This is a genomic window from Leucobacter sp. G161, assembly GCF_001482305.1.
Lineage (GTDB): Bacteria > Actinomycetota > Actinomycetes > Actinomycetales > Microbacteriaceae > Leucobacter.
Genome location: NZ_LOHP01000064.1, coordinates 57589 through 78501, shown reverse-complemented (window position 1 = coordinate 78501; position 20913 = coordinate 57589). Strand labels below are relative to the sequence as shown.

The 20913-nt window shown below is 64.1% G+C and carries 15 protein-coding genes and 1 pseudogene; 15 read left to right on the top strand and 1 reads right to left on the bottom strand.

The genetic code is table 11. The features are described from left to right. Positions 1-10 precede the first annotated feature (10 nt). The 15 genes and pseudogenes from AUL38_RS10410 to AUL38_RS10340 all read left to right on the top strand — a co-directional run bounded on the left by AUL38_RS10410 (position 11) and on the right by AUL38_RS10340 (position 19640). On the top strand, positions 11-1588 hold the full coding sequence (locus AUL38_RS10410) for a helix-turn-helix domain-containing protein (protein WP_059061862.1): 1578 nt from the start codon (positions 11-13) through the stop codon (positions 1586-1588). Between the two features lie 158 nt (positions 1589-1746). After that, positions 1747-2769 carry a sugar ABC transporter substrate-binding protein gene (locus tag AUL38_RS10405; RefSeq protein ID WP_059061861.1) on the top strand — a complete coding sequence of 341 codons (1023 nt, stop codon included), beginning with the start codon at positions 1747-1749 and terminating at the stop codon, positions 2767-2769. After that, positions 2762-4285 (top strand): sugar ABC transporter ATP-binding protein, encoded by a 1524-nt coding sequence (locus tag AUL38_RS10400; protein WP_059061859.1) that lies wholly within the window; start codon positions 2762-2764, stop codon positions 4283-4285. Before AUL38_RS10405 ends, AUL38_RS10400 begins: the two co-directional genes overlap by 8 nt. Positions 4286-4298: 13 nt before the next feature. Next, a complete protein-coding gene (locus AUL38_RS10395) occupies positions 4299-5249 on the top strand; it encodes an ABC transporter permease (RefSeq protein ID WP_201023732.1) in 951 nt (316 codons plus the stop codon). Between the two features lie 311 nt (positions 5250-5560). Next, entirely contained in the window at positions 5561-6433 is an 873-nt protein-coding gene (gene grpE, locus AUL38_RS10390) for a nucleotide exchange factor GrpE (RefSeq protein ID WP_059061857.1), read from the top strand. Beyond that, on the top strand, positions 6430-8028 hold the full coding sequence (locus AUL38_RS10385) for an Hsp70 family protein (protein WP_059061852.1): 1599 nt from the start codon (positions 6430-6432) through the stop codon (positions 8026-8028). The genes grpE and AUL38_RS10385 overlap by 4 nt, the downstream gene beginning before the upstream one ends. Positions 8029-8066: 38 nt before the next feature. Further along, entirely contained in the window at positions 8067-10787 is a 2721-nt protein-coding gene (locus tag AUL38_RS10380) for a hypothetical protein (RefSeq protein ID WP_059061851.1), read from the top strand. A gap of 176 nt (positions 10788-10963) precedes the next feature. Further along, positions 10964-12019 (top strand): hypothetical protein, encoded by a 1056-nt coding sequence (locus tag AUL38_RS10375; protein ID WP_201023731.1) that lies wholly within the window; start codon positions 10964-10966, stop codon positions 12017-12019. Between the two features lie 7 nt (positions 12020-12026). Next, the gene (locus AUL38_RS10370; protein ID WP_059061848.1) at positions 12027-14060 is read left to right on the top strand and encodes a hypothetical protein; all 2034 of its coding nucleotides are present in this window, start codon (positions 12027-12029) and stop codon (positions 14058-14060) included. Between the two features lie 2 nt (positions 14061-14062). Beyond that, the gene (locus AUL38_RS10365) at positions 14063-15763 is read left to right on the top strand and encodes a hypothetical protein (RefSeq protein WP_059061846.1); all 1701 of its coding nucleotides are present in this window, start codon (positions 14063-14065) and stop codon (positions 15761-15763) included. Beyond that, positions 15760-16386 (top strand): hypothetical protein, encoded by a 627-nt coding sequence (locus AUL38_RS10360; RefSeq protein ID WP_059061844.1) that lies wholly within the window; start codon positions 15760-15762, stop codon positions 16384-16386. The genes AUL38_RS10365 and AUL38_RS10360 overlap by 4 nt, the downstream gene beginning before the upstream one ends. Continuing rightward, positions 16383-17231: a nuclease-related domain-containing protein gene (locus tag AUL38_RS10355; RefSeq protein ID WP_083506781.1), complete on the top strand. Its 849-nt coding sequence runs from the start codon at positions 16383-16385 to the stop codon at positions 17229-17231. Before AUL38_RS10360 ends, AUL38_RS10355 begins: the two co-directional genes overlap by 4 nt. A 29-nt stretch (positions 17232-17260) precedes the next feature. Beyond that, the gene (locus AUL38_RS10350; RefSeq protein WP_059061840.1) at positions 17261-18829 is read left to right on the top strand and encodes an Hsp70 family protein; all 1569 of its coding nucleotides are present in this window, start codon (positions 17261-17263) and stop codon (positions 18827-18829) included. Further along, positions 18796-19452: pseudogene (locus AUL38_RS10345) on the top strand (VWA domain-containing protein); the annotation flags it as partial. The gene AUL38_RS10350 and the pseudogene AUL38_RS10345, both read left to right, overlap by 34 nt. Positions 19453-19454: 2 nt before the next feature. Continuing rightward, positions 19455-19640 (top strand): hypothetical protein, encoded by a 186-nt coding sequence (locus AUL38_RS10340; protein ID WP_059061835.1) that lies wholly within the window; start codon positions 19455-19457, stop codon positions 19638-19640. A 317-nt stretch (positions 19641-19957) separates the two neighbouring features. Here AUL38_RS10340 and AUL38_RS10335 read toward each other — a convergent pair whose 3' ends face one another. Further along, positions 19958-20908, bottom strand: coding sequence for a class C sortase (locus AUL38_RS10335; protein ID WP_235590683.1), 951 nt, complete (start codon positions 20906-20908; stop codon positions 19958-19960). Positions 20909-20913 lie beyond the last annotated feature (5 nt).

Here is a 20913-nt window from a genome sequence, read left to right as displayed (position 1 = left end):
GAATCTAGCCATGGCTCTCGGACACGCGGAGGCGGACCGCATCACCGTCCGCCAGCTCTTGAGCGCCCCCGTGCTGCACGCGGGGGCGCTCCTCGGCGGCCAAGCAGGCCTAGACATGCCAGTCACTGGCGTACAGATCGCCCCACGGGTCCGTGAGTCGTTTCCGATCCGCCCGGGAGTCATCCTCGTGCTTGACGGGGATCGGATGAGCACTGACACCTATTTCCTTGACCTCGCGTTACGGTGGGCGGCCGACGCAGGCGCAGCGATGGTGCTCGTCACCAGTCCGAGCCTCGAGATCCGGCTGTCACCACGCCGACTCGCGAGCAGGCTCTCGCTCCCCCTCGTCGAGGTGGACGCTGACCTGCTGACCATCGCAGATGAGCTCCGCAACCTGATTTCTGAACCCGAGCGAAACCTGTCTCGGCTCATCGTGAGCGCGGTTGCTGGGATGAGCCGGATCGGCAGACGGGAGACACCGGCTGCGGTGCTGAGCGTCATCGACGCCGTCCTCGACGCAGCGTCCTGTCTCGTCGGGATCGACGGCGCTGTCGTGGCTGGCCCTGCTCTCGAACGCCCGCTGAGCAGGCAGGAACGAATTCCGGTCTCCACCTATCACGTTGCAGACCACCGGGCACGAGCGGTCCACCCCATTGCGCTCGCGGGCAGCGAGCTGCCGAGCTTTTGGCTCGTCACCGAAAAACACGCTCCGACTGCCTTCTGGCGTGAAGCAGCAGCGACGATCCTCGAGATCGCGAGCAGGTATCTCGTTGCCGGGCTCATGTCTGAGCGTCTCTCACAGGAACGCGACGCACGATTCCGCCTCGGCGTGCTCAACGCGATCATTGCGTCCGAGGGCGCGGAACCGGCACTGCTGCATCAGATCGGAGTCACGGGCTGGAAAGTCGAGGGCTGGTGCACAGCGGTGCACGTCAAGCTCACGGGCGACGGCGATGAATTGCGTGTGCTCGCGCGCACCGAGAGCCTCCAGACTGCGCTCGCCAAATTCGGGATCATCGGGGCACTCATCGAGCGCGCTGATGGTTGGACGTTCTGGACGTTCGCCGACCGAGAGCCTTCGACCAGCGCCCTCGTGGATTTCACCAGACGGATGCGGCGTGCAATGTCGACCTTCGCCGAGGGGTACGAGGACATGCGGCTCGCGACCGGGGTCGGGCGCCCAGCGTACGGGATCGCCGGGCTCCGCCGCAGCCTCTCGGAGGCCCAGCAGGCAGCAACGCTTGCCCAGGCCGCCGGCGGCGCCTCGGTCGTCCACAACATCGACGAGCTCGGAGTCGAACGCATCCTGCTCGGCTGGTACTCGTCTGCAGAGTCCGCAGAAATCGCGGAGGTGATGCTCCGGCCCATCACCGAGAACGATAGCGATGGCTCGCTCTTGCGCACGCTGGAGGTGTACCTGGACTCAGAGTCGTCTCCGACGATTACCGCCGATCTGCTCGGACTGCACCGCAACACGGTCATGAATCGGCTCGCCAGGATCCGCGAACTCCTTCTCATCGACTTGGATGAGGCTGACCAGCGGCTCGCGATCCAGCTCGCCTGCCGCACCGTCAAGATCGGTCGGTAGCCAGCCACAAACGCGTTGGGCGCTGCGCCCATCGCGGTGTTTTTGACTGAGCTATCTGCCCCGCTGTGACAGCTCTGGCCGCTCATAAGATCGGTGCATGCTGCGACGGGATCCTCCTCGCGGTCCCGCTTTGAGAGGTCACTACAATGAAGTATTCCTTGACGTCCCGTCCACTGTTCGCGACCGCGGCGCTGTCTGCCCTGGCAGTATCCGCGCTCGCCCTGGCTGGCTGCGCCGCCCAGGCTCCCCCGGCCACCGGCGAAGGTGATGGCGCCCCCACCGAGATCGCATTCCTCAGCGCTAGCTCAGCAAACACGATTCTCAGTGCCGCGTCCGGCGCGATGGATGAGTTGGCCACGGCAGAGAACGTGAAAATCACTGAGTTCGACGCGACGTTCGACGCGGCAACCCAGACGGCGCAGATCCAGGACGTGCTCGCCTCAGGGCGGTACGACGGCGCAATCGTCGCTGCGATTGATGGCACGGGGATCATTCCGGGCATCCAAGACATGCTCGATGCTGGCCTCGAGGTCGTCGTATTGAATCAGTTGGTCGGCGAACGCTACGACACCGCGGACGTGCAGGTCGAGGGCGTCGCCGCGTCGATCCTGACACCTCCCACCTCGACCGGCAAGCGACTCGGCCAGCTCGCCGTGCAGGCGTGCGACGGCGAGACGACCTGCGATGTGGCGTACATGTTCGGGATCAAAGGCCTCATCTACGACGAGGCCGTGCGCGCAGGCTTCGACGAGGTCATAGCAGCTCACCCGAACATCACGGTCGTCGCGGAGGTCGAGGGAGGGTTCCTCGGCGCCGACGAGCCGATGACCGCCACCCAGGATCTCGTGCAGTCCCGAACCGACTTCGACGTGTTCGTTGCCACCGGTGACCAGCAGGCCAGGGGCGCGCTGCTCGCGCTCACCGACGCCGGGCTCGCCGACACCAAGGTGATCGGCGTCGGCGCGTCAGCACCCGCGCTCCAGGGCATTGCGGACGGGACGTGGTTTGGTTCCGTCGCGGTCGCGCCGGCAGACGAGGGCCGCTTGGCACTGCAGGCGATGCTCGACGCCGTTCGCGAGGGCACCGTGACAGGCGGCATCGACCCGGTCACCCAGCTCGCAGACGACGGCCTCGTCATCGGCACCAACGTCGACAAGTTCACGGCGCAGTGGAATGGCTGACCGCTTGGCCGCAGCGTCGGCCATTCGCCTGAGCAATATCAGCAAGTCGTTTGATGGCGTGCGGGCGCTCACCGATGTGTCGATCGAGATCCGCGTCGGTACGGTGCACGCGCTCGTCGGCGAGAACGGTGCCGGGAAATCAACACTTGGGAAGATCATCGCCGGCGTACACCAGGCCGATAGCGGCTCGCTCGCCTTCGACGGCGCATCCGTCGCGTTCGCCTCGCCGCGGGATGCGATTGGGCACGGCGTGACAATGGTTGCCCAGGAGCTCGCGTTGATTCCCTCACTGTCAGTGCTCGAGAACGTCTATCTGGGCAACGAGGATCATCGCGGCCCCTTCGTGCGCACGAGCGCACTCCGCGAGCGCTTTCGCGCGCTCTCTGAGCGCACCGGAATCACCCTCGATCCAGCAGCCACAGTGAGCAGCCTGCCCGTAGCAGATCAGCAAAAGGTGGAAGTGCTTCGAGCGCTCGCCAGCAACGCCTCCGTCATCGTGATGGACGAACCGACCGCGCGGCTCGCAACCGATGAGGCGCTCGGACTGCGATCCATCATCAAGCGGCTCCGCGAGTCGGGAACCACGATCGTGTACGTGTCTCACTTCCTCGAGGAAGTGCTCGACCTCGCAGATGACATCACCGTGCTTCGCGATGGCGAGCTGGTGCACTCGGGCGAGGCAGCCGGGCACACTCCCGACTCGCTCGTCGAACTCATGATCGGCCGGGCACTCGACAGCGTCTTCCCCGGCAAGCAGCCCCCGGCGCCTGGGGCGGAGGTTCGCCTGAGCGTCGCGGGGCTCACGGGCACGGGGTTCAGCGGGGTGAGCTTTGACGTGCACGCGGGAGAGATCGTAGCGATTGCCGGGCTCGTCGGCTCCGGGCGGAGCGAGGTGCTCCGGGCCGTCTACGGGGCCGACCGAAGTGCCGCTGGCGCGGTCGCCGTCGACGGTGGGCGCTACCAGCGGCGTTCGCCTGACCGCTCCGTCAGCCTCGGGGTCGTCATGCTGCCCGAATCCCGCAAATCACAGGGGCTGTTCCTCGACGCGTCTATTAGCGACAACGTATCGATCTCGGCGCTCCCGCAAGTGTCAACGTGGGGCGTCGTCCGTAGCGGTGCCGAACGCAGCCTCGTGGCCTCGTTCTTGGACGACGTCGACATCAGCATGCGCCACATGGGGCAGGCGATCGGTACCCTCTCGGGCGGCAACCAGCAGAAGGCGCTGTTCGCTAAAGCACTCATCACGGGGCCGCGGCTACTCATTGTGGACGAACCAACGCGGGGCGTCGACGTCGGAGCGAAGCGCCAGATCTACGACCTATTGGCGCGCCTCGCCGCACAGGGCCTCGCAATTCTCATGGTGTCCTCCGAGATGGAGGAGGTCATCGGCTTAGCCCACCGAGTCGTCGTCATGAACCACGGACAGGTCGCGGGCACGCTGAATCACGGCCAGGTCACCGAGCGACGTATCGCAGACCTCGCTTTCGGCTCCGCTGTAGCCGTCGAAACCATTTAACGAAGGATCCTCAATGACACTCACTGCAACGCTGCAGTCCATGTCCCGCTACGCCATCCTCTGGGTAACGCTCCTGCTCTTTGTGGGGCTGGCAGTTTCGACCCCGGGGTTCTTCACGGCGGGCAATCTCAGCAACGTGCTGCACCAGCAGGCCACGATCCTCATCGTGGCGGCCCCGTTCACCCTCACCCTCATTGCTGGCGCATTTGATGTCAGCCTCTCGGCGATCTATATCCTCAGCCCGCTGGTCGCCCTGCAAACGCAGATCGCAACCGGGTCAATCACCGCCGCCGTCGCGGCCGGGATCGCCACGGGAGCGCTGTGCGGGGCGCTCAATGCGCTGGCAGTCGTCGGCATGAAGATCAACTCATTCATCGCGACCCTGGCCACCTCATTCATCTTCTTCGGAATTGCCTACCTGGTCAGCAACCAGTCGATCCTCAGCCCGACCGACCCGGCGTTTCGCAATCTGTCGATGCTGCGCATCGGACCGTTCACCTCGGCGACTGTGATTGCGATCGTGGTAGTTGCCGCCTTCTGGATCCTGCTCGCCAAGACCCGCTACGGACGCTATGTGTACGCCACAGGGGCGAACCCGGAGGCCGCCAGGCTCTCGGGTATACGCACCCGAGGTATCCTCGCGTCGACCTTCGTCGTCGTGGGTGCGTGTGCGGGACTGGCTGGGGTGCTGAACTCAGCACAGAGTATGAGCGCCCGAGCCGGGGACGATTTCACGTTTGTCTTCGCCGTTCTCGCGGCAGTCGTGGTCGGTGGCACTTCAATCTCCGGCGGTTCAGGTGCCGTGTGGCGGACGGTCATCGGTGCCATCTTCATCGCCATCCTCGGCAACGGCTTCAACCTGAATCAGGTCGACCCGATTCTGCAGCGCGTGGTCCTCGGCGTCGTCATCCTCCTCGCGGTCGGTGTCGACGTCATCAGCAAGAGCAGCCGCGCAACGCGCTGACGCTCCGCGCAATACCCCCTCCCGCTCGTGTCGTCCACCGACACGAGCGGGAGGCAGACTCAGCGGGCATCATCGCCCACCCCATCGACAGCAATCGCGACGAGCGTCGTTGACATGCGAGACATATCGCGCCTAATATCGGGCAGCGCCCCCGTGGCGGGTCACCGCCCGACCCGCGAGGCGAACCGCAAAAATCCACGCACTCCCAAACCCCTGCGTTTCCTATGTATAAACTGTGCGTAGACTGTCTATCGACAAAGCGCCCGCTGGGTTTCGTGGCGGGCATAGCTTACCGAAGGGATTTCTGCACAATGAGCGAGGCAGTGACGCCGGGGCATCCGGACGGTGCCGACCCAGCCACACAGGACGACACGCTAGCGGTCGCCGCGGGAGGGTCGGGCATCACCCACGACACGGCTCACGGGGAACCCGACGTTGACACGGACGGAGGCGCCCAGCCGGACGCCTCGCTGGAGGTAGAGACTGACACGAAAGTCGACACTCCCCCCGCAACGTGCACCGACACAGGCGTGCCCCTCGAGACCGCAACAGACACACCCGAGCCGACGGCGGCCTTGGCAGCTGCAGTCTCGGCCGAGATCGCGCCGATACTCGCTGGGATTGGTGCCGCAATTGATCGGTTTCACGATCGCACCTCGGCGCAGGAGCAGAGCGCTCGAGCGCTCCAGGCCCACGTCGAAACGCTGCAGCAAGACCAGGTGCGTCAGCTCCTGAAGCCCACGTTTGAACGCCTGGCCACCCTCCACGCAGAGGCGCAGCGCGCGGCCGAAGGCAACAGCGAGAACACACAGGCCGCGGATGATTTTGCATTCTTCGCAGAATCAATTGAGGAGCTGCTTGCCCTGTATGACCTTTCCTCCGTGGAAGCCACAGTCGGCGGGGAGTTCGACGCCAAGCTCCATCACGCGCAGCGTGCCATCCAGACAGCAGAGGAAGAGCGGTCTGGCAAGATCCAACGCGTGCTCCGTCAGGGGTTCGGGTTTGCGGGTGCCGCGCGAGTGCTCCTCCCGGCCCGAGTCACTGTCTTCACGTTCACTCCCCCTGCCGACGCCACGGTGAACGGCCCTCCGAGCGACGTCGCGCCCGCTGAGTCACCCGCTACGGCCGACTCGGCCCAGACCGCCTCCCTGACTCCAGAGCAGCACAGAAACGAGACAGCATGAACGACTCCGTCTACGGTATCGACCTCGGCACGACGTACTCCGCGATTGCGCGGATCGGTGAGCACGGGGCCGCAGAGGTCATCGCCAACTTTGAGGGCGAACAAACCACCCCGTCAGTGGTGTATTTCGAGAGCCCCTCGAATGCAATCGTCGGAACCGAAGCCAAACGAGTCGCCATCAGTGACCCCGAGAACGCCTGCCTACTGATCAAGCGCCACATTGGCACTGAGTACCCACAGGAGTTTCAGGGCACCACATACACCCCCGAGGCGATCTCCGGGCTCATCCTCAAAGAGCTCGTAACGGCGGCGAACAACGAGTCGAGCAGCGAGGTGTCGAAGGTGGTGATCACCGTTCCCGCCTACTTCGGTGTACGCGAGCGCGAAGCCACTCGGCAGGCCGGCCAGATCGCTGGCCTTGAGGTTGTCGGCATCGTCACCGAGCCCGTCGCTGCGGCACTCTCCATCAGCGCCCGCAGCGAGGGGAACGAAACGATCATGGTGTATGACTTGGGCGGTGGCACCTTCGATACCACGATCATGAAGATCGGCGACGGCTCCGTTGAGGTCGTAGCCGTCGACGGAAACCGCCTACTCGGTGGAGCAGACTGGGATGCCGCGCTCGTAAACCTCATCGCCGAACGCTTCATCGCTGAGGCAGGCCTCGGTGATGACGACCCACGCTACGACGAAGAGTTCATGCTCGACCTCCAGCTCGGTGCAGAGGAGCTCAAGAAGACACTGTCCCGCCGGGACAGTGCTTCCATGCGGCCAACCTACGATGGTCGCCGCGCAAGCATTGAGATCACCCGCGCGGACTTCGAAGAGGCGACTCAGCACCTGCTCGCCCAGACCATCGAGATCTCCGAGCGAACCCTGGCGACCGCAACCGCGAAAGACGCAAACATCACGGTCGACCGGGTACTGCTCGTGGGCGGCTCGTCACGCATGCCCGCGGTGAAAGCGGCGCTCAAGGACAAGCTCGGATGGGACGCTCAAGACACCGATTTTGATCTTGCCGTCGCAAAGGGGGCTGCAGCGTACGGCCAGGCCGCCGTCAACGAGGTACTGAGCACGGGCGACGAGGACACACCCGTCGAGGTGGCGGCTGACGCGGCGCCGCTCGCGTTTATCCCGGGTTCCTCTGCGACGCTGAGCATCGCGAATGTCCTCTCCCGCGGCGTTGGCGTGCAGCTTGCACGCGATGAGGCTGACGAAACAGGGTACATTCACTTCTTTGCGAGCGCCAACGAGAAGATTCCGTACACCGCAGAGCCGCTCCATGCCGGAACTGTCGTCGCGAACCAGGCCGAGCTCGACATCAAGATGTATGAGCAGGGAGGCGAACGCGAATCCGATGTGGTCGCTGACAACTCGCTGCTGAAGAACGCAGAGCTCCCACTCCCGAGCGGCCTGCCGGCCGGAGCGCCGGTTGATATCACCGTTGAGATCAGCGCTGAGGGTCTCGTCACGATGCTCGTCACCGATGTCACGAGTGGTGCCTCCGTCGAGCTCGAAGCTCAGGTGAGTGTCCTCGACGAAGAGCAGGTGGCTCAGGAGACCTCCAAGGTCGCCATGCTCACCCTCCGTTCATAACCACACCCCGCTCCCCGAGAAACGAACCCGAAGGTACCGTGGCTACATTCGACGCAAAGAAATACCGCGATACGGTGCTGAAGCCGCACTCGCGCGGGGAGGGTTACGAGCAGCTCCGCGAGGTCCTCGCGGAGCTGCACCGTGACCCCGGCAGTGGCGGCTACGCCAAGCTCGACCTCGGGATGTTGTTTGGGGTGCCCTCCCCAGTTTCAGAACCGGAGCTCAAGGAGTGGCGCACCAAGATCGAACCCGCGCTGAACCGAGCGCAGCAGTTGCCGGCAGCAAAGCTCCTCAAGCAGCTCCTCGATGTGCTGAGCACTCAAGGAAAGCCGCTCACTGAGCCCTCATTTTGGGGCGGGCTGCAGGCCGACAAACACAAGCTCCAGCTCGCGGCTCTCGACACCGGCATGCAACAGCTACGCTCTGAGTATCCGCTCGATGTAGTCGCTCTCGATGAGCTCAAGGCCCGGCTCGCGACCATCGGTATCTCTTCGGTGACTGATGGCAGTATCGCCTCAGTCGCGACGCAGCACGGCCTGAACATTCAGCCGAGCTTTACGTTGCCAACTGAGGGGATTCCTCCCGCGATACAGCCAGTCTGGAAAGAAACGAGCCAGTTCACTGAGTTCCGTTCGATGGCTGAAGTGGTGCTTATGCATCGCCCGGAGGACCTGCGCGATGTCACGTTCATCGAACGGCTGGGCACGCCCCTTGGCCCCATCACCACGGCCGATATCGAACATGCCCGCCTGAAGAGCGAGCAGGGGCGGGACACCAACGCACTCCAAAACGCGCAGAAGCTCCTCGGCGCTATGAAGGCCGCATGCCCGTCCGACAGCGCGTTGCACGCAGTGATACTCTCATCCCTCGCCGAACTCGCTACGGCGCATCTGGGCCGCGGAAGACCACAGCTTGCGGTTCGAGATCACCTCCACGCCATCGGCTTCGACCGTGTTGATGCCTCGCGGCTAGTCGCGGCGCTCGGCGCGAGCAGCGGGGCTGCGGCAGGGCCAAAGCTCGGGCTCAACGACGTCCGCGAGCTTGTGAGTCGCGGCGAACTCGACGAAGCTGAACGAATGCTCAGCGCGCTGGAGAGCGACAGCGAAGAAGCGGCCGATCACGCATCGCTCACCGAGCAAATCGCCCAGCTCCGCGTGAAAAAACAGCAGGCTGTGTCGGAGTATCACACCGCACTCTCGGCCCGCGACTTCACCGCAGCCAGCGCTGCGATGGCGACGGCGATCAGCATCGATCAGGGCGACGCCACCCTGCCCCCGCTCAGAGACGCGCTCCCGCCGGCAGCCCCGGTGTCCTTCCAGGCGCGCGAGCAAGGCCCAACAGTCCAGCTCACCTGGACGCCGTCGCCCGGAGGTGAAGTGAGCTACACGGTAGTTCGCTCGCTCGATCGCGCCCCGGCTACGGTCGGTGACGGCGACCGGGTAGCTGCGGGGGTCGCCGCCCTCACGTACACCGACAGCGCTCCGAGTATCGGTAGCCGTTCTTTCTACGCGGTCTTTGCAACGCGCGACGGCACACTGTTTTCCGACGGCACCACGGCCGAGGTCACCGTGTTGCCCCCTCCGACAGCCCTCGCCTCGGTCTCCGCGGAAACCAGTGCGCAGCTGACATGGAGCAACCCCAGCGGCGCTGCGGGCACCAGTATCACTCAGACGATGCCAGACGGTACGCGTATCGAGCACGAAGTCCACCAGGGCTCGACACTGCAGATAACCGGGCTCACCTCCGGCGCGACCTACCGTTTCGCGGCCCACTCTTGGTACCTCCTCGACTCGGGACGACAGTTGTCTGCACCGGTCTCGATCTCGGTCGTGCCGCGCGGTGCGGCGAGCACAGTCACCGATCTGGAGGTCGCTGCGGACCCTGCGGGCGGCGGCGAACAACTCATCGCTACGTGGACGCCCAGTGCAGGCTTCGAAGTCGAGCTGTGGCGTTTCCCTCGAAATGCTGCACTGCCCGAGGGGACGCTCACTGACGGCGCGGCTCTCACTGCGCTGCAGGGCGTGAGACTCAATCTTGGGGGCGTTCGCGCTACCGGAACGCGTGCCAGCGGACGGCTTCCCGAGTTGCACGAGGTCGTACGGATCGCCCCCGTCACGATCACCGACGACGGCTACCTGGTCGGCTACTCCCAGGTCACGGGCAACGCTCCCCGTGCCACCCAGATCGTCACTGAAGCATTCGGCGACGAGCTGCGCGTATCGTGGGAGTGGCCAGAGGGCGACTACATCATCGAGCTGGGCTGGCATGACGGCGAACGACAGCGCACGCGTCGCGTCACGAAGGCTCGCTATCGCTCGGACGGCGGCGCAAAGCTGGCCGGTGCGGCGAGCATCGCTGCGCTCACCATCGCGACCGTTGTCCGCGTCGACGGTGATGAGTGGGTGAGCACCCCCGCCACCGTTCCGCTGAGCGATCCACGGGCGGCGCACGCAGCGACGTACCGGATGAGCATCAAGCGTGCACTGTTTGGCGGCAAGATCACGTGCCATATCACCGCGACCGCCGATGCGACGGGCTTTACGATCCCGGCAGACATCGTACTCAAGCGGGGTGCTGTCATGCCGTTTGACGCCACCGATGGCACGCTGCAAGCACACATCGACCTTGATTTTCGCGAGTCGACCACGTTCGAACACACAATCCAACTGGCGAAAGAAGCCTCGCCGTTCTGGGTGTGCGTGTTTCCCCGAGACGGATCGTTACTCGATCCGCCCCCGACCTCTGAACTGAAAGGGTGAGAGTGCTCAGCTCGATCTTTGGCAAGAAAGCCACGGCTTGCCCCTACTGCTACGCATCGCTCGATGTGAACAAGGTGGCCTTTCGCTGCTCCGGCCGCGGTCTGCCGGGACGCACCCCGTGCGTCACACTGTCTGACAGTCGTCGCTTGGAGGCGTTCGGGGACAGTACCCCGGTCATGCCGTCAATCGGCCCCGTCGATGAAGCCGGCAACCGGAGCGACCCCTCCGGTGGGCACGCGGTCGACATCCTCGCGAAGAGTTCTGCGATCTGCCAGGGGTGCGGAGGCGAGAGCGGCGTACGCATGTGCCCGGCCTGTCACAGTCTGCTCCCGCGTAGCCTCGACAACTCATCACCCATGTTTGGGCTCGTCGGGGTGCGCAGCTCAGGCAAAACCGTGCTCCTCTCAGTGCTACACAAGGAACTGATCCGCACCGTGGCGCGCCGATTCGACGCCTCGATCGATACCCCCGGGGGCTCCGCGGGGTTCGCGCGCGAGCTCGCGAACAATGAGGAAAACATGGGACGCTCCGGGGGCGTGCTGCCCAGTCAGACGCAAGCGACTGGCCGCACGAAAAAGGAGCCGGCGGTGTACGAGTGGAAGTACACACGCAAGGGGAAAACGCAGTCAACTATTTTCTCGTTCTATGACAGCGCCGGTGAGGATATTTCGAGCCAGGCGGCCGCAATGGAGCAGCAGTATCTCGGCGAGTCTTCAGGGGTCATCCTGCTCCTCGACCCATTCGCGTTCCCCGAGAATCAGGTGGCCGCGCGTGAGAAGGGCATCACGACCGATCCGCACAACACCCCGGAAGATGCGCTCGACGGCATCACCTACGTGCTGCAGGAGAAGCACAAGGTGAAGCCGAACAAGAAGATCAAGGTTCCGCTCGCGGTTGTGGTCTCCAAAATTGATGCCTTCTTCGATCAGGTGCCCGCAAACCATCCACTTCGGCAGGCGCAATCGGCCGAGAACACCTTCGATGAAGCGGAGTCGCAGACGATCCACGACCACATGGCGTCCCTGATTACCCAGTGGGGCGGCGACAACCTGCTCAGGAAACTCAACGAGAACTACGAGACCTTCCGACTGATCGGGGTGTCTGCGCTCGGAGCGGAGCCCGACTATCAGAGCGGCACGGTGAGCAGCCGCGGCCTTCTTCCCCACCGCGTGGCGGATCCGATTCTCTGGCTGCTCTCAAACTCGGGGTTTATCCCGGTGAAGAAAGTGTAGGTGTGCCATGGCGTTTCACACAGCGATCTATACCGATGTCACCCGGGACGAGTCGGTGGACGGCGAGGATGGTTTCAACTTCCAAGCCATCTCAGAGGGGATCACCGGCCGCGAACGGCAAGCAATCCGCGAGCGGATGCTTCATCGCATCAGCGGTCAGTGGCCAGTCGAACGTGATGAGCGAGAGCATCCGCCATCTTGCGCGTTCGCGGTGATCGACGACGGCTACTACTTCTCGCGCGGCATCTCTACCGGCACAACGAACAACGGCCGCCGAGGCAACCAGCTTACGCAGGCCGCTGTCACGGGGGCGGCCGACGATCTCCAGCCCCACCGCCCGGCACAGCTCTACGGGGCAAAGCGCTGGGCGCTCGAGAAAGCAGACGGCACAGTGTGCGAACCCTGGTTCGCACCGTTGGAACTCGATCCTGCCTTCGAAGCTGAGGCGCTGCTCTCCGCGCTCCGGAACGATCCGTGGATGCTGCAAACGCTTCCCGCGTTCCTGAGCATGATCACCGACGCGCTCGCAGCGCACCCGAAGAAGACCGTGCTCGTGCACGACGACCTCGACACCGTGATGCGATGGATTGCTACAGGCACGCTCCTCATCTCGAACAGCGACGCGCTCCGACTCGAATACCGCGCCTTCGTCGCAGACCCGTTTCGCGCGCAGGGACACATCATTGGCACCCACCCTGACCTGCTACAGGGTTCGCTCGCTGGCGCGCACGTTATCAACCTGCTCGACCGGACCGTGACCGACATTGACCTGACGCCGCTCTCCCGTAAAGCAGCGGAATGGGTCAGCGATCTCGACGCGTTCGACGCACTCGAGATCATCGAAATTGCGCAGCGGTGGGAGCCCCACCTCGGCGCTGAGCTCGCAGTGTCGGGCGCAGAATTGGTCACCGGCGCACGCACCACCATCTCAAGCCGCGAGGAATGGAAGCTCGGGGTGCGGATCGTTGAGGCGCTTGCCGCTGCCGGTCTGACCGACGATCTCGAGATCTACGTCGACGAACTCGGTGACGCAGTGTCGATGCACCAGCTGAGCGGTGAGGAGGATTTTCGAGCCGCCGCCCGCGCCGCCCGGTTCACCATGGGCGCTGGGCTCGAGGCACTTGCCGAGGCAGTAGTACTGCCAACGCTGTCTTCGCTGGCCGAGGACACCGAACTCCAATGGTCGGGCATCTGGGCGCGGGAGCTCAGCCACTCCGGAGATTGGGCGTGGCCCGCGACCGCTGAGCCGGAGCAATTCACGGCGCCGCTGACCGAGCTGCTGCTGGGTGCGCCGGACGAAGCCCTTCCTGCGCTGTTCCAGGTGGCACAGCCGCTCGCCGCGACGCTCTCCACGCAGCAGCTTCGACCAGCACTCGACAGGGCGGTCGACCTGATCATGCGAACCCCGGCTGTGGCAGCGGCGGGCGTGGGCAGTTGGTACGAGGCTGCCGCGATCGAACGCGGGCTCATGAAGAGCCTGGTAGCAGCGTCCGAACACAACGATCCTGGCATCTCCGGTCGATACCGACGGCAGTTGCAGGAAGGCACCTGGGACTTCCTCAATCCCGAGGCTGCTGGGACGCTCGTCCCCGCGGCTGTCCAGTTTGAGTCCCTGCGTCGAGCCGCGCAGATCGCGCGAGTCCCGGCAACTGAACGGGCCGAATTCATCGCTGGAACCCCCCGCCTCCCCGGACCGGAGAACTGGCGGTTTGCACTCACGGGCCTCACACTCCCGGAGCACATCGCCGCTTTCGCGATCTGGATCGAACGCGTGGGGATCACCGATTCGCTTGACGCTGTCGTGTTTGCGAGCCTCGGCCCCTTCCTCGCACAAGAGCCACGCAACGTGAAGCGACGTGACGCCGAGGCATGGGAGCCACTCGTTGAAGCGCTCCAGGGGACGGTTCCGCCCCAGCCGCACTACCAGGAGAGCGGCCAGCGCCTCACGCAGTTCATTGCGGACATTCCCACGGCTCGAGAGCGCGCGAAAGAAAAGTCCGATGCGTTCATGAGCATCTTCAAGAACAGAAAAGAGGACTAGCGATGCCGCTGCTCATAATCCTGCTGCTCGCAGCACTCGCCATCTTCTTACTCGTCATGGCGCTGTGGATCGGCTTCGTGCTCGTCGCTCGACTCCTCGGCATCATCATCGGTGTGAGCGTCATCGTCGCTGGGGTCGCCCTGATCGTCGGCACCGGCATCGGCCTGGTATTTCCGTTCCGCGTGATGCGAGGAAAGACTGAGAACGAGCCCGTGATCGCCTCTGCCAGTGCAGTGCGGAGCAATTCGGTGTTCAAAACCGCCCCGACAGGAGCCTCACGAGACTTCGGCTGGGACGCTGCATGGCCGCTGTACGCGCCCTACCAGTTGCGAAACGATCAGGTCGCGGTGATTCAGGAGGCCCGGCGGCTGAGTGCGAGCATCTGGCGAAGGAGTCGCGGCTGGTGGCCCCAGGGGACCGCCCTACTCGCCGTGATGTTCTCTACGATTACCTGGGCGATCGTCCTCGGCATTCCGACGCTCGGACTCATCGCAGGCGTCGCCCTCGGCACGCTGCTGTGGCTCGCGATTACCTCGGTGTTTCGGCTTGTCGTGAACGCCGCACAGGCAGTCTCGCTGCGTGTCATGCGTTGGCGGGAGGCCCGGTTCATGAAGCGACACAACGCGGCGGTGCGGTGCACGCGCTGCTACCAGTCGACCACGATGCCAAGCTTTCGCTGTTCGAACCCTCAGTGCAGCATCGTGCACCGCGACATGGCTCCGGGGCGTCTGGGGATTCGCCACCGAATCTGCGCCTGCGGAGAACAGCTTCCGGTGACCGTCGCCAAGGCTTCGAAGACCCTCGTCGCGGTGTGCCCGTACTGCGACGAGGAGTTGCCGCAGGGCAGCGGTACTCGACGAGTGGTTGTCGTACCGGTATTCGGTTCGGTCGGCGCCGGCAAGACACAGTTTCTCGCGAGTGCCGCCGTGGCGCTGCACGAGGGTAGCTCAGGGGTGTCCTCAGGGCTGAGCATCACGGCCCTGAATCCGAGCGCGCAGGAGTTCCTCGCTGCTTCCGTTGCCGAACGAGCAGCGGGGCAGGCACCCGTCAAGACGCGGCATGAGCAGCGCCCCGAGGGCCTCCCGTACCTCGTAGAGCGCCCGGAGGGGGAATTCGAACTGCACCTCATGGACGCAGCCGGTGAGAACTTTGTCGGAGCGGACGGCACGACGCAGCTTGGATACCTCGACATTTCGCAGTCGCTCGTCTTCCTCGTTGACCCGTTGACGATCCCCGAGGTGCACGAAGAGCTGGAGCTCAGCGCGATGGCCGGAAAGATCCAGGTCGCTCAGGGAGGAACCAGCGATGCCTACGCAAGCGTGGTCGATCGGCTCCGAAACAGTGGCGAGGACCTCAGCAAGCGGCAGCTCGCCGTTGTGGTGACGAAGGCGGACGTGATTGCTGAAATCATGCCGGCCACGCCGTTGCCGGACACGAGCGCCGGAGTCAGAGATTGGTTGTATACCCACGGCGAGGACCGGTTGATCACCAGGCTCGAAATGGACTTCGCAAACGTACGCTATTTCGCAGTGTCTTCCGCTGTAGAGAGTGCGCCTACCGCTTCCCTGCGCCCCATGCACGTCATCGATTGGACGATCATGCAGCACGGCGGCACGTCCGTGTTCCCTACCCCGGCGGCTCCGCACGGACAGGGGCACCAGCCCAGTTCCGGTTCTCCCGAGAAGAGTGAGGTTGGAGCGTGAAGTTCAACGATCACGGCACACAGAATCAGCCGTTCACCGACAGCATCACGAGTGCCCACGCAGACGACACGATGCGCGATGGTATTCCGAAGAAGTACTGGGTGTTTCGAAATCTTGTGTCCATCGCGCAGATCCTTATCGTGCTGGGTGGGCTCTTCGGGGCGGTGTCATGGGTATTGGCAGACAACAACGGCGCACGCCTCTGGCACAACTACTTCTCCTTCTCCCAGGGAGTGTCCGCATGGGCCAATAGCGAGCTCCGAATGCCGTGGGATCCGTCGGGCTCCGACAGCCAGGCGGAGATGAGCGAAGACGACGCCAGCGATGCCTCCTGGTTCTCGATGTGCAATCTCGGCACCCAAGCGGTGTTCGAGGCGCAGACGACGAACGTCACTGCCGTCGTGTGTCAGGACTCCGACGGCGCCCTCACATTCATTGCGTCGGGGCCCGACGACGCATGGGCTGAGCTCCCCGCCGAAGACCGCGGCGACTACTGGGCGGCCACGGACGGCACCGTTACCTACGGTCTCGGCGAATCTGGTCTGAGTGTCATTGACAACGCGACAAATGAATACACCTATAACGAATCGCTCGAGGCATCGATCAGACACGAGGCGGAATGATGATCGAATTTATCAAGCAGCTGCTGGGCATACGCGGAGCGAAACCGCGCTCACGAGCGCACCAGTCTCGCACCACTCCGCAGCGCTCGACACCTGTGCAGCACCAGCCGCGAACGACGAGCGGCGCGCCGCGCACGTCGCCTCCGCCTCCGCGAGTAAACGGTCAGATTGATCGTCCCTCCCGGCAGGGCCACACCACCGGCTTTGAACCGCGCGTGCTGCGCGACTACCACGCCCCGATTTCGGTGAACGCGCGCGGCATCGCCGGCCTCGGGCTCTTTGACACCTCGTTCGAAAAACACCGGGTGTACACCGGCCAGCTGGGCGAGGTGGCGTTGTACAAGGCACTCTGCAAAGAGGACCTCATCGACAACGTCTCATCGTTTTGGTCCGTGGCGTTGCCCGGAGACGACGGTCGGGCCGTCGCCGACGCCAAGTTCCAGACCGATGTGGACTGCGTTGTCGTGCAGGGCAACGAAATCTACCTCATCGACCTCAAGTACTACAGCTCGGGCGACGTGACCTGGCATTCGGAGGACGGGGAGTGGCTGCTCTGCCGCGACAATACATCCGGCAGCCAGGTTGGCAAGCCCCGCAAGATGTCACGCAATATGGCGATGGCTCAGCAGCGGTTCCCGAAGATCTTTCCGCAGCACCGCGTGCGCTCCTTCGTCGTGCTCGTCCCAACGAATGCGGGTATAGGTCTCGTCGCGCCAGGCACAGCGTGGCCAGGCGCGGTTCCCCTCATCACGCTCCCTGACATGCTCGCCATCATTCGCAGCGCGCCCGCAGCGCTGGCAGACCCGGCAACCGTTTCAGCGCTCTCCGGCCTCGTACAGGAATAGCGCTTTACTCCCCTCTCGGAAAGAACACCATGGCCATCAGCATCGGTATCGACCTCGGCACGACCTATTCGTGTGTCATCCACTACGCAAGCGACGGCACTGAGCAAGTGATCGTCACCGACTCAGGCGGTGAGCTCACGCCGTCGGTCGTGCACATCTCCGGAAGTGGCGACGTCACAGTCGGAGAGGACGCGAAGGAGCTCCTCCTCGAGGATCCTGACAACGTGGTCGTGGGTATCAAACGCCACATGGGCAAGGACTATCCGCTGGAATACGCGGAGCGGACGCTCACGCCTGAGGGAATTTCAGCACTCATCCTCAGTAAGCTTGCCGCTGACGCGGCGACGGCCCTCGGAGTCACCCCGGCAGATCTCCAAGCGGTCATCACTGTGCCCGCCTACTTCGGCATCGCCGAAAAGGAGGCGACGGCCGCCGCCGCGCGCATCGCGAACCTTGACTGCCCGGAGTTGTTACCGGAGCCAGTTGCCGCGGCCTACTCGTACGGCCTCGCCAGTGATCCGACGAAAACATCACTCGTGTACGACTTGGGTGGCGGGACCTTCGATGTTGCGGTTGTCGGTATCGACCGTGGACAACATCGGGTGTGGGCGGTTGATGGCGAATCCAAGCTTGGTGGGCTCGATTGGGACGAACGCATCCAACAGCTCATGTGGGAGGAGTTTGACACCCTCGAGGACGCTGAAGAGTTACGGTTCGATGAAGAAGTCATTGCCGCAATTCACACCGCCTCGGAGCGCATCAAACGCAAACTCACCGGGGCAGAGTCCGTCACCGAGCGGATCCGAGTGGCCGGTCGCACCTTCACCCTGTCGCTGACGCGCGAAGGCTTCATCGCGGTCACGCAGGATCTCATGCTCCGTTCACTTGCGGCCGTAGACCGCGTCCTGCAGTCAGCTCAGAACGCCGGGGCGCCGGAGGTTGACCAGATCTTGCTGGTAGGCGGTTCGACACGCATGCCGATGATCCGCCAGCTCCTCGCTGAGCGGTTCTCGCTTCCGGTGTTGCTCACGGATCCCGACAAGGCGGTGGCGCGCGGAGCAGCGATCCACGCCGAGCAACTGCTCGCAGCGCGCGAGCGGCGCGCCATCACCGTGAACGGCATCAAAGCCATGGCGAGCGATTCGGCCCGTATCACCTCGGTCCTACCACGGTCGATTGGCGTGCTGATCCACACCAGCCGGGATCCATATACCGAGGAACCCTACGTGGCGCACTTCATTCACGCAAACACGCCATTGCCGGTAACCCGGTACGAGCACGCTGTCGCCACCATGGTCGCGAATCAAGAGCACGCACGTATCCAGATCTTTGAACAGGCCGGCAATGTCTCCTCCTCGCAGGTCGCGGACAATCGCCCACTGATCGAGGGCGAGCTCAGCGGCATCCCGGCCTCGCCTGCCGGCAGCAAGGTGTCACTGTGGGTGACCGTGTCAGCCGACGGGCGCGTGCGTCTTGAGGCCACTGCGGGGCACCAGCAGCAGCCCGTCGTCGTCGAGGCGTTTATGCACGGCGTGCTCGACGAAACCGAAGTCAGCGAACAACGCCAGGCCACCAGCGGTCTGCGGATGAGAAAGTAGCGGCGATGACAACCTGGATGAAGAAGGTCATAGAGGCTGAGGGCGTGACCGAGTTTGCACCCGGCCCCCATTTGAAGAAGCTCGAAGAACGTTTCGGGGGTTCGGGGGCAGTGATGCTTCTCCTCGATGTGAGCGGGTCCATGAGTGGCAACATGCGGGCTGCCATCACAGGCGCACTGGGCTTCGTCGAGGAGGCGACCGGCGGCGGCTACCTCGTCGGCGCGGCACTGTGGCACACCAGAGTTGAGGATTACGTTGCCCCGGCCCCGGACGCGACCGCAGTGCGGCAGTTACTCGAAGGGGCGTCGCCGATGGGCGGCACCAACATTTCGAGTGCGCTCGAGCTCGCCGGCGATCTGCTCATGAAGATCGACGTTACTGATCGAGTCGTCGCCGTGTTTGGCGATGGCGACTTGGGAGACGAAGACGCGGCGCGCGCAGAGGCGCACAGGCTCACCCGTCACGGCATCAGGATCATCACCCTCGGGCTCGGCTCCGCGAGCGCTGCGGCGCTGAGCGTCATCTCTACCGAATCCCTACCGACCGCCGCGGCGACCACGACAACCCTCAGCGACGACATTCGTGGCCTCGCCCGCGGCCTCTCAGTGAGAAAGCAGCGATAGCCGTGTCCGGACTCTTCACCGTCGTCGGTTCGGTCCTCGCCCTCCTCGCGTTTGGCATGCTGACAGCGTGGATCCTCACCCCGAAACGGCAACCTGCCCGCCGCAGCCGTCGCGGCTGGGGAGGAATATTCCTGTTGGCGGCGGCCGCCACAGCCATGTATCTCAGCAGCCTGTTCAGCTCAGAGTGAGCGGCGCTCGGCCCGCCGCCGTGTGCGCATCCCGCCACACGCGCGTCGGTGGCAAGGCCGCCGACGCGGGTCGGCATCGCTGACGTGCTACCGCTCACCGCGACCGCACCGCCGCAAACCAGCGGCTTGAGAATGGGGGCGCAGGCGGATCGACACCCAGCTGAGCTCCGGATCCTCTCGCGGTGTCGGGGCCAGCGGCGCTGCCTTGGCAATGCTCTGCTGGAACAGCGCCCCGCCCTGGCTCGGCTTCTCTGCTCCGGCCGGAACGAGGAGGCTGTCGAGGCTGCACGATAGCCCTGCGGTCACCCAGCAGCAGCTCACGTCCGAGATTCGATTGCAGCAGTGCGTCCGCGCACTGTATACCCAGTACGCCAGACCCAGAGCCCGACCACACCAAGACCGGCCGCGTAGCCGAGCGCCCAGTAGGGGAAGCCGGGAACCTCAGGCCGCGCTCCTGCAGCATCGAGGTCAGCCTGCGGAGTTGGGCTTACCCGCTCGCCGGTCACGAGAATGCGATGCGTGTTCACACCGAGCGGGGTGCATGTAATGAGCGTCATGAGGTCTTTGCCCGCAACCGCACGAATCTCCTCCGTGTCCTCAGGCTCGACGACCTTGCTCTCGAAGACGCGATACGTCAACACTTCGCCAAGGACCTCGACGCTGAACGTGTCACCGGTCTTCACCCGGTCGAGGTTGCTGAACATCGTCACATTTGCGAGACCCCGGTGCCCGGTCAACACCGACCTGGTGCCTTCTCCGCCGACCGGAAGCGAAGTGCCTTGCAGGTGCCCGACGCCCTTCAGCAGGGTCGCGTCGCTCGTTCCGTGATAGACAGGAAGATCGAGACTGATCGAAGGATTCCGCAAACGGGCGAGCGTGCCAGTTGGGTCAGCGTTCAACAGGTTCCAGTAGTCGTGCGGATTCACCAGCCCTGGTACAGCCGCTCCCGTACCCTCAGCGATATTCGCTCCGGACTCGAGGAATGCCCCCGAGACCAGCGCCTCGTTGTACTCGGAGGCTTTAAACAAGGCCTGCTCGATTTCCGCTCTGGCAATTTCCGAGTTTGCTCGCGTCTGATCAAAGACGATATTGGACTGGTTGCGCTGTGAGACCCATGACGCGGCGGTCGGGTAGAGCAGGAGCGTCAGCCCGCCCAGGAGCAGCACCGCGATGATCATGTTCAGCAGCCCGAACCGCCAGCGCCGTGGCTCCGGTGGCGGCGCCTCAGCTTCGCCAGGTGTCACTGCTGGCGCATCTATCGTTGTCACTCGGT

Excerpts from the sequence above, each read along its gene's own strand:
- AUL38_RS10410 (WP_059061862.1), top strand. The coding sequence starts at position 11 with ATGGCTCTCGGACACGCGGAGGCGGACCGCATCACCGTCCGCCAGCTC.
- AUL38_RS10400 (WP_059061859.1), top strand. The coding sequence starts at position 2,762 with ATGGCTGACCGCTTGGCCGCAGCGTCGGCCATTCGCCTGAGCAATATC.
- AUL38_RS10395 (WP_201023732.1), top strand. The coding sequence starts at position 4,299 with ATGACACTCACTGCAACGCTGCAGTCCATGTCCCGCTACGCCATCCTC.
- grpE (WP_059061857.1), top strand. The coding sequence starts at position 5,561 with ATGAGCGAGGCAGTGACGCCGGGGCATCCGGACGGTGCCGACCCAGCC.
- AUL38_RS10385 (WP_059061852.1), top strand. The coding sequence starts at position 6,430 with ATGAACGACTCCGTCTACGGTATCGACCTCGGCACGACGTACTCCGCG.
- AUL38_RS10375 (WP_201023731.1), top strand. The coding sequence starts at position 10,964 with ATGCCGTCAATCGGCCCCGTCGATGAAGCCGGCAACCGGAGCGACCCC.
- AUL38_RS10370 (WP_059061848.1), top strand. The coding sequence starts at position 12,027 with ATGGCGTTTCACACAGCGATCTATACCGATGTCACCCGGGACGAGTCG.
- AUL38_RS10365 (WP_059061846.1), top strand. The coding sequence starts at position 14,063 with ATGCCGCTGCTCATAATCCTGCTGCTCGCAGCACTCGCCATCTTCTTA.
- AUL38_RS10355 (WP_083506781.1), top strand. The coding sequence starts at position 16,383 with ATGATGATCGAATTTATCAAGCAGCTGCTGGGCATACGCGGAGCGAAA.
- AUL38_RS10350 (WP_059061840.1), top strand. The coding sequence starts at position 17,261 with ATGGCCATCAGCATCGGTATCGACCTCGGCACGACCTATTCGTGTGTC.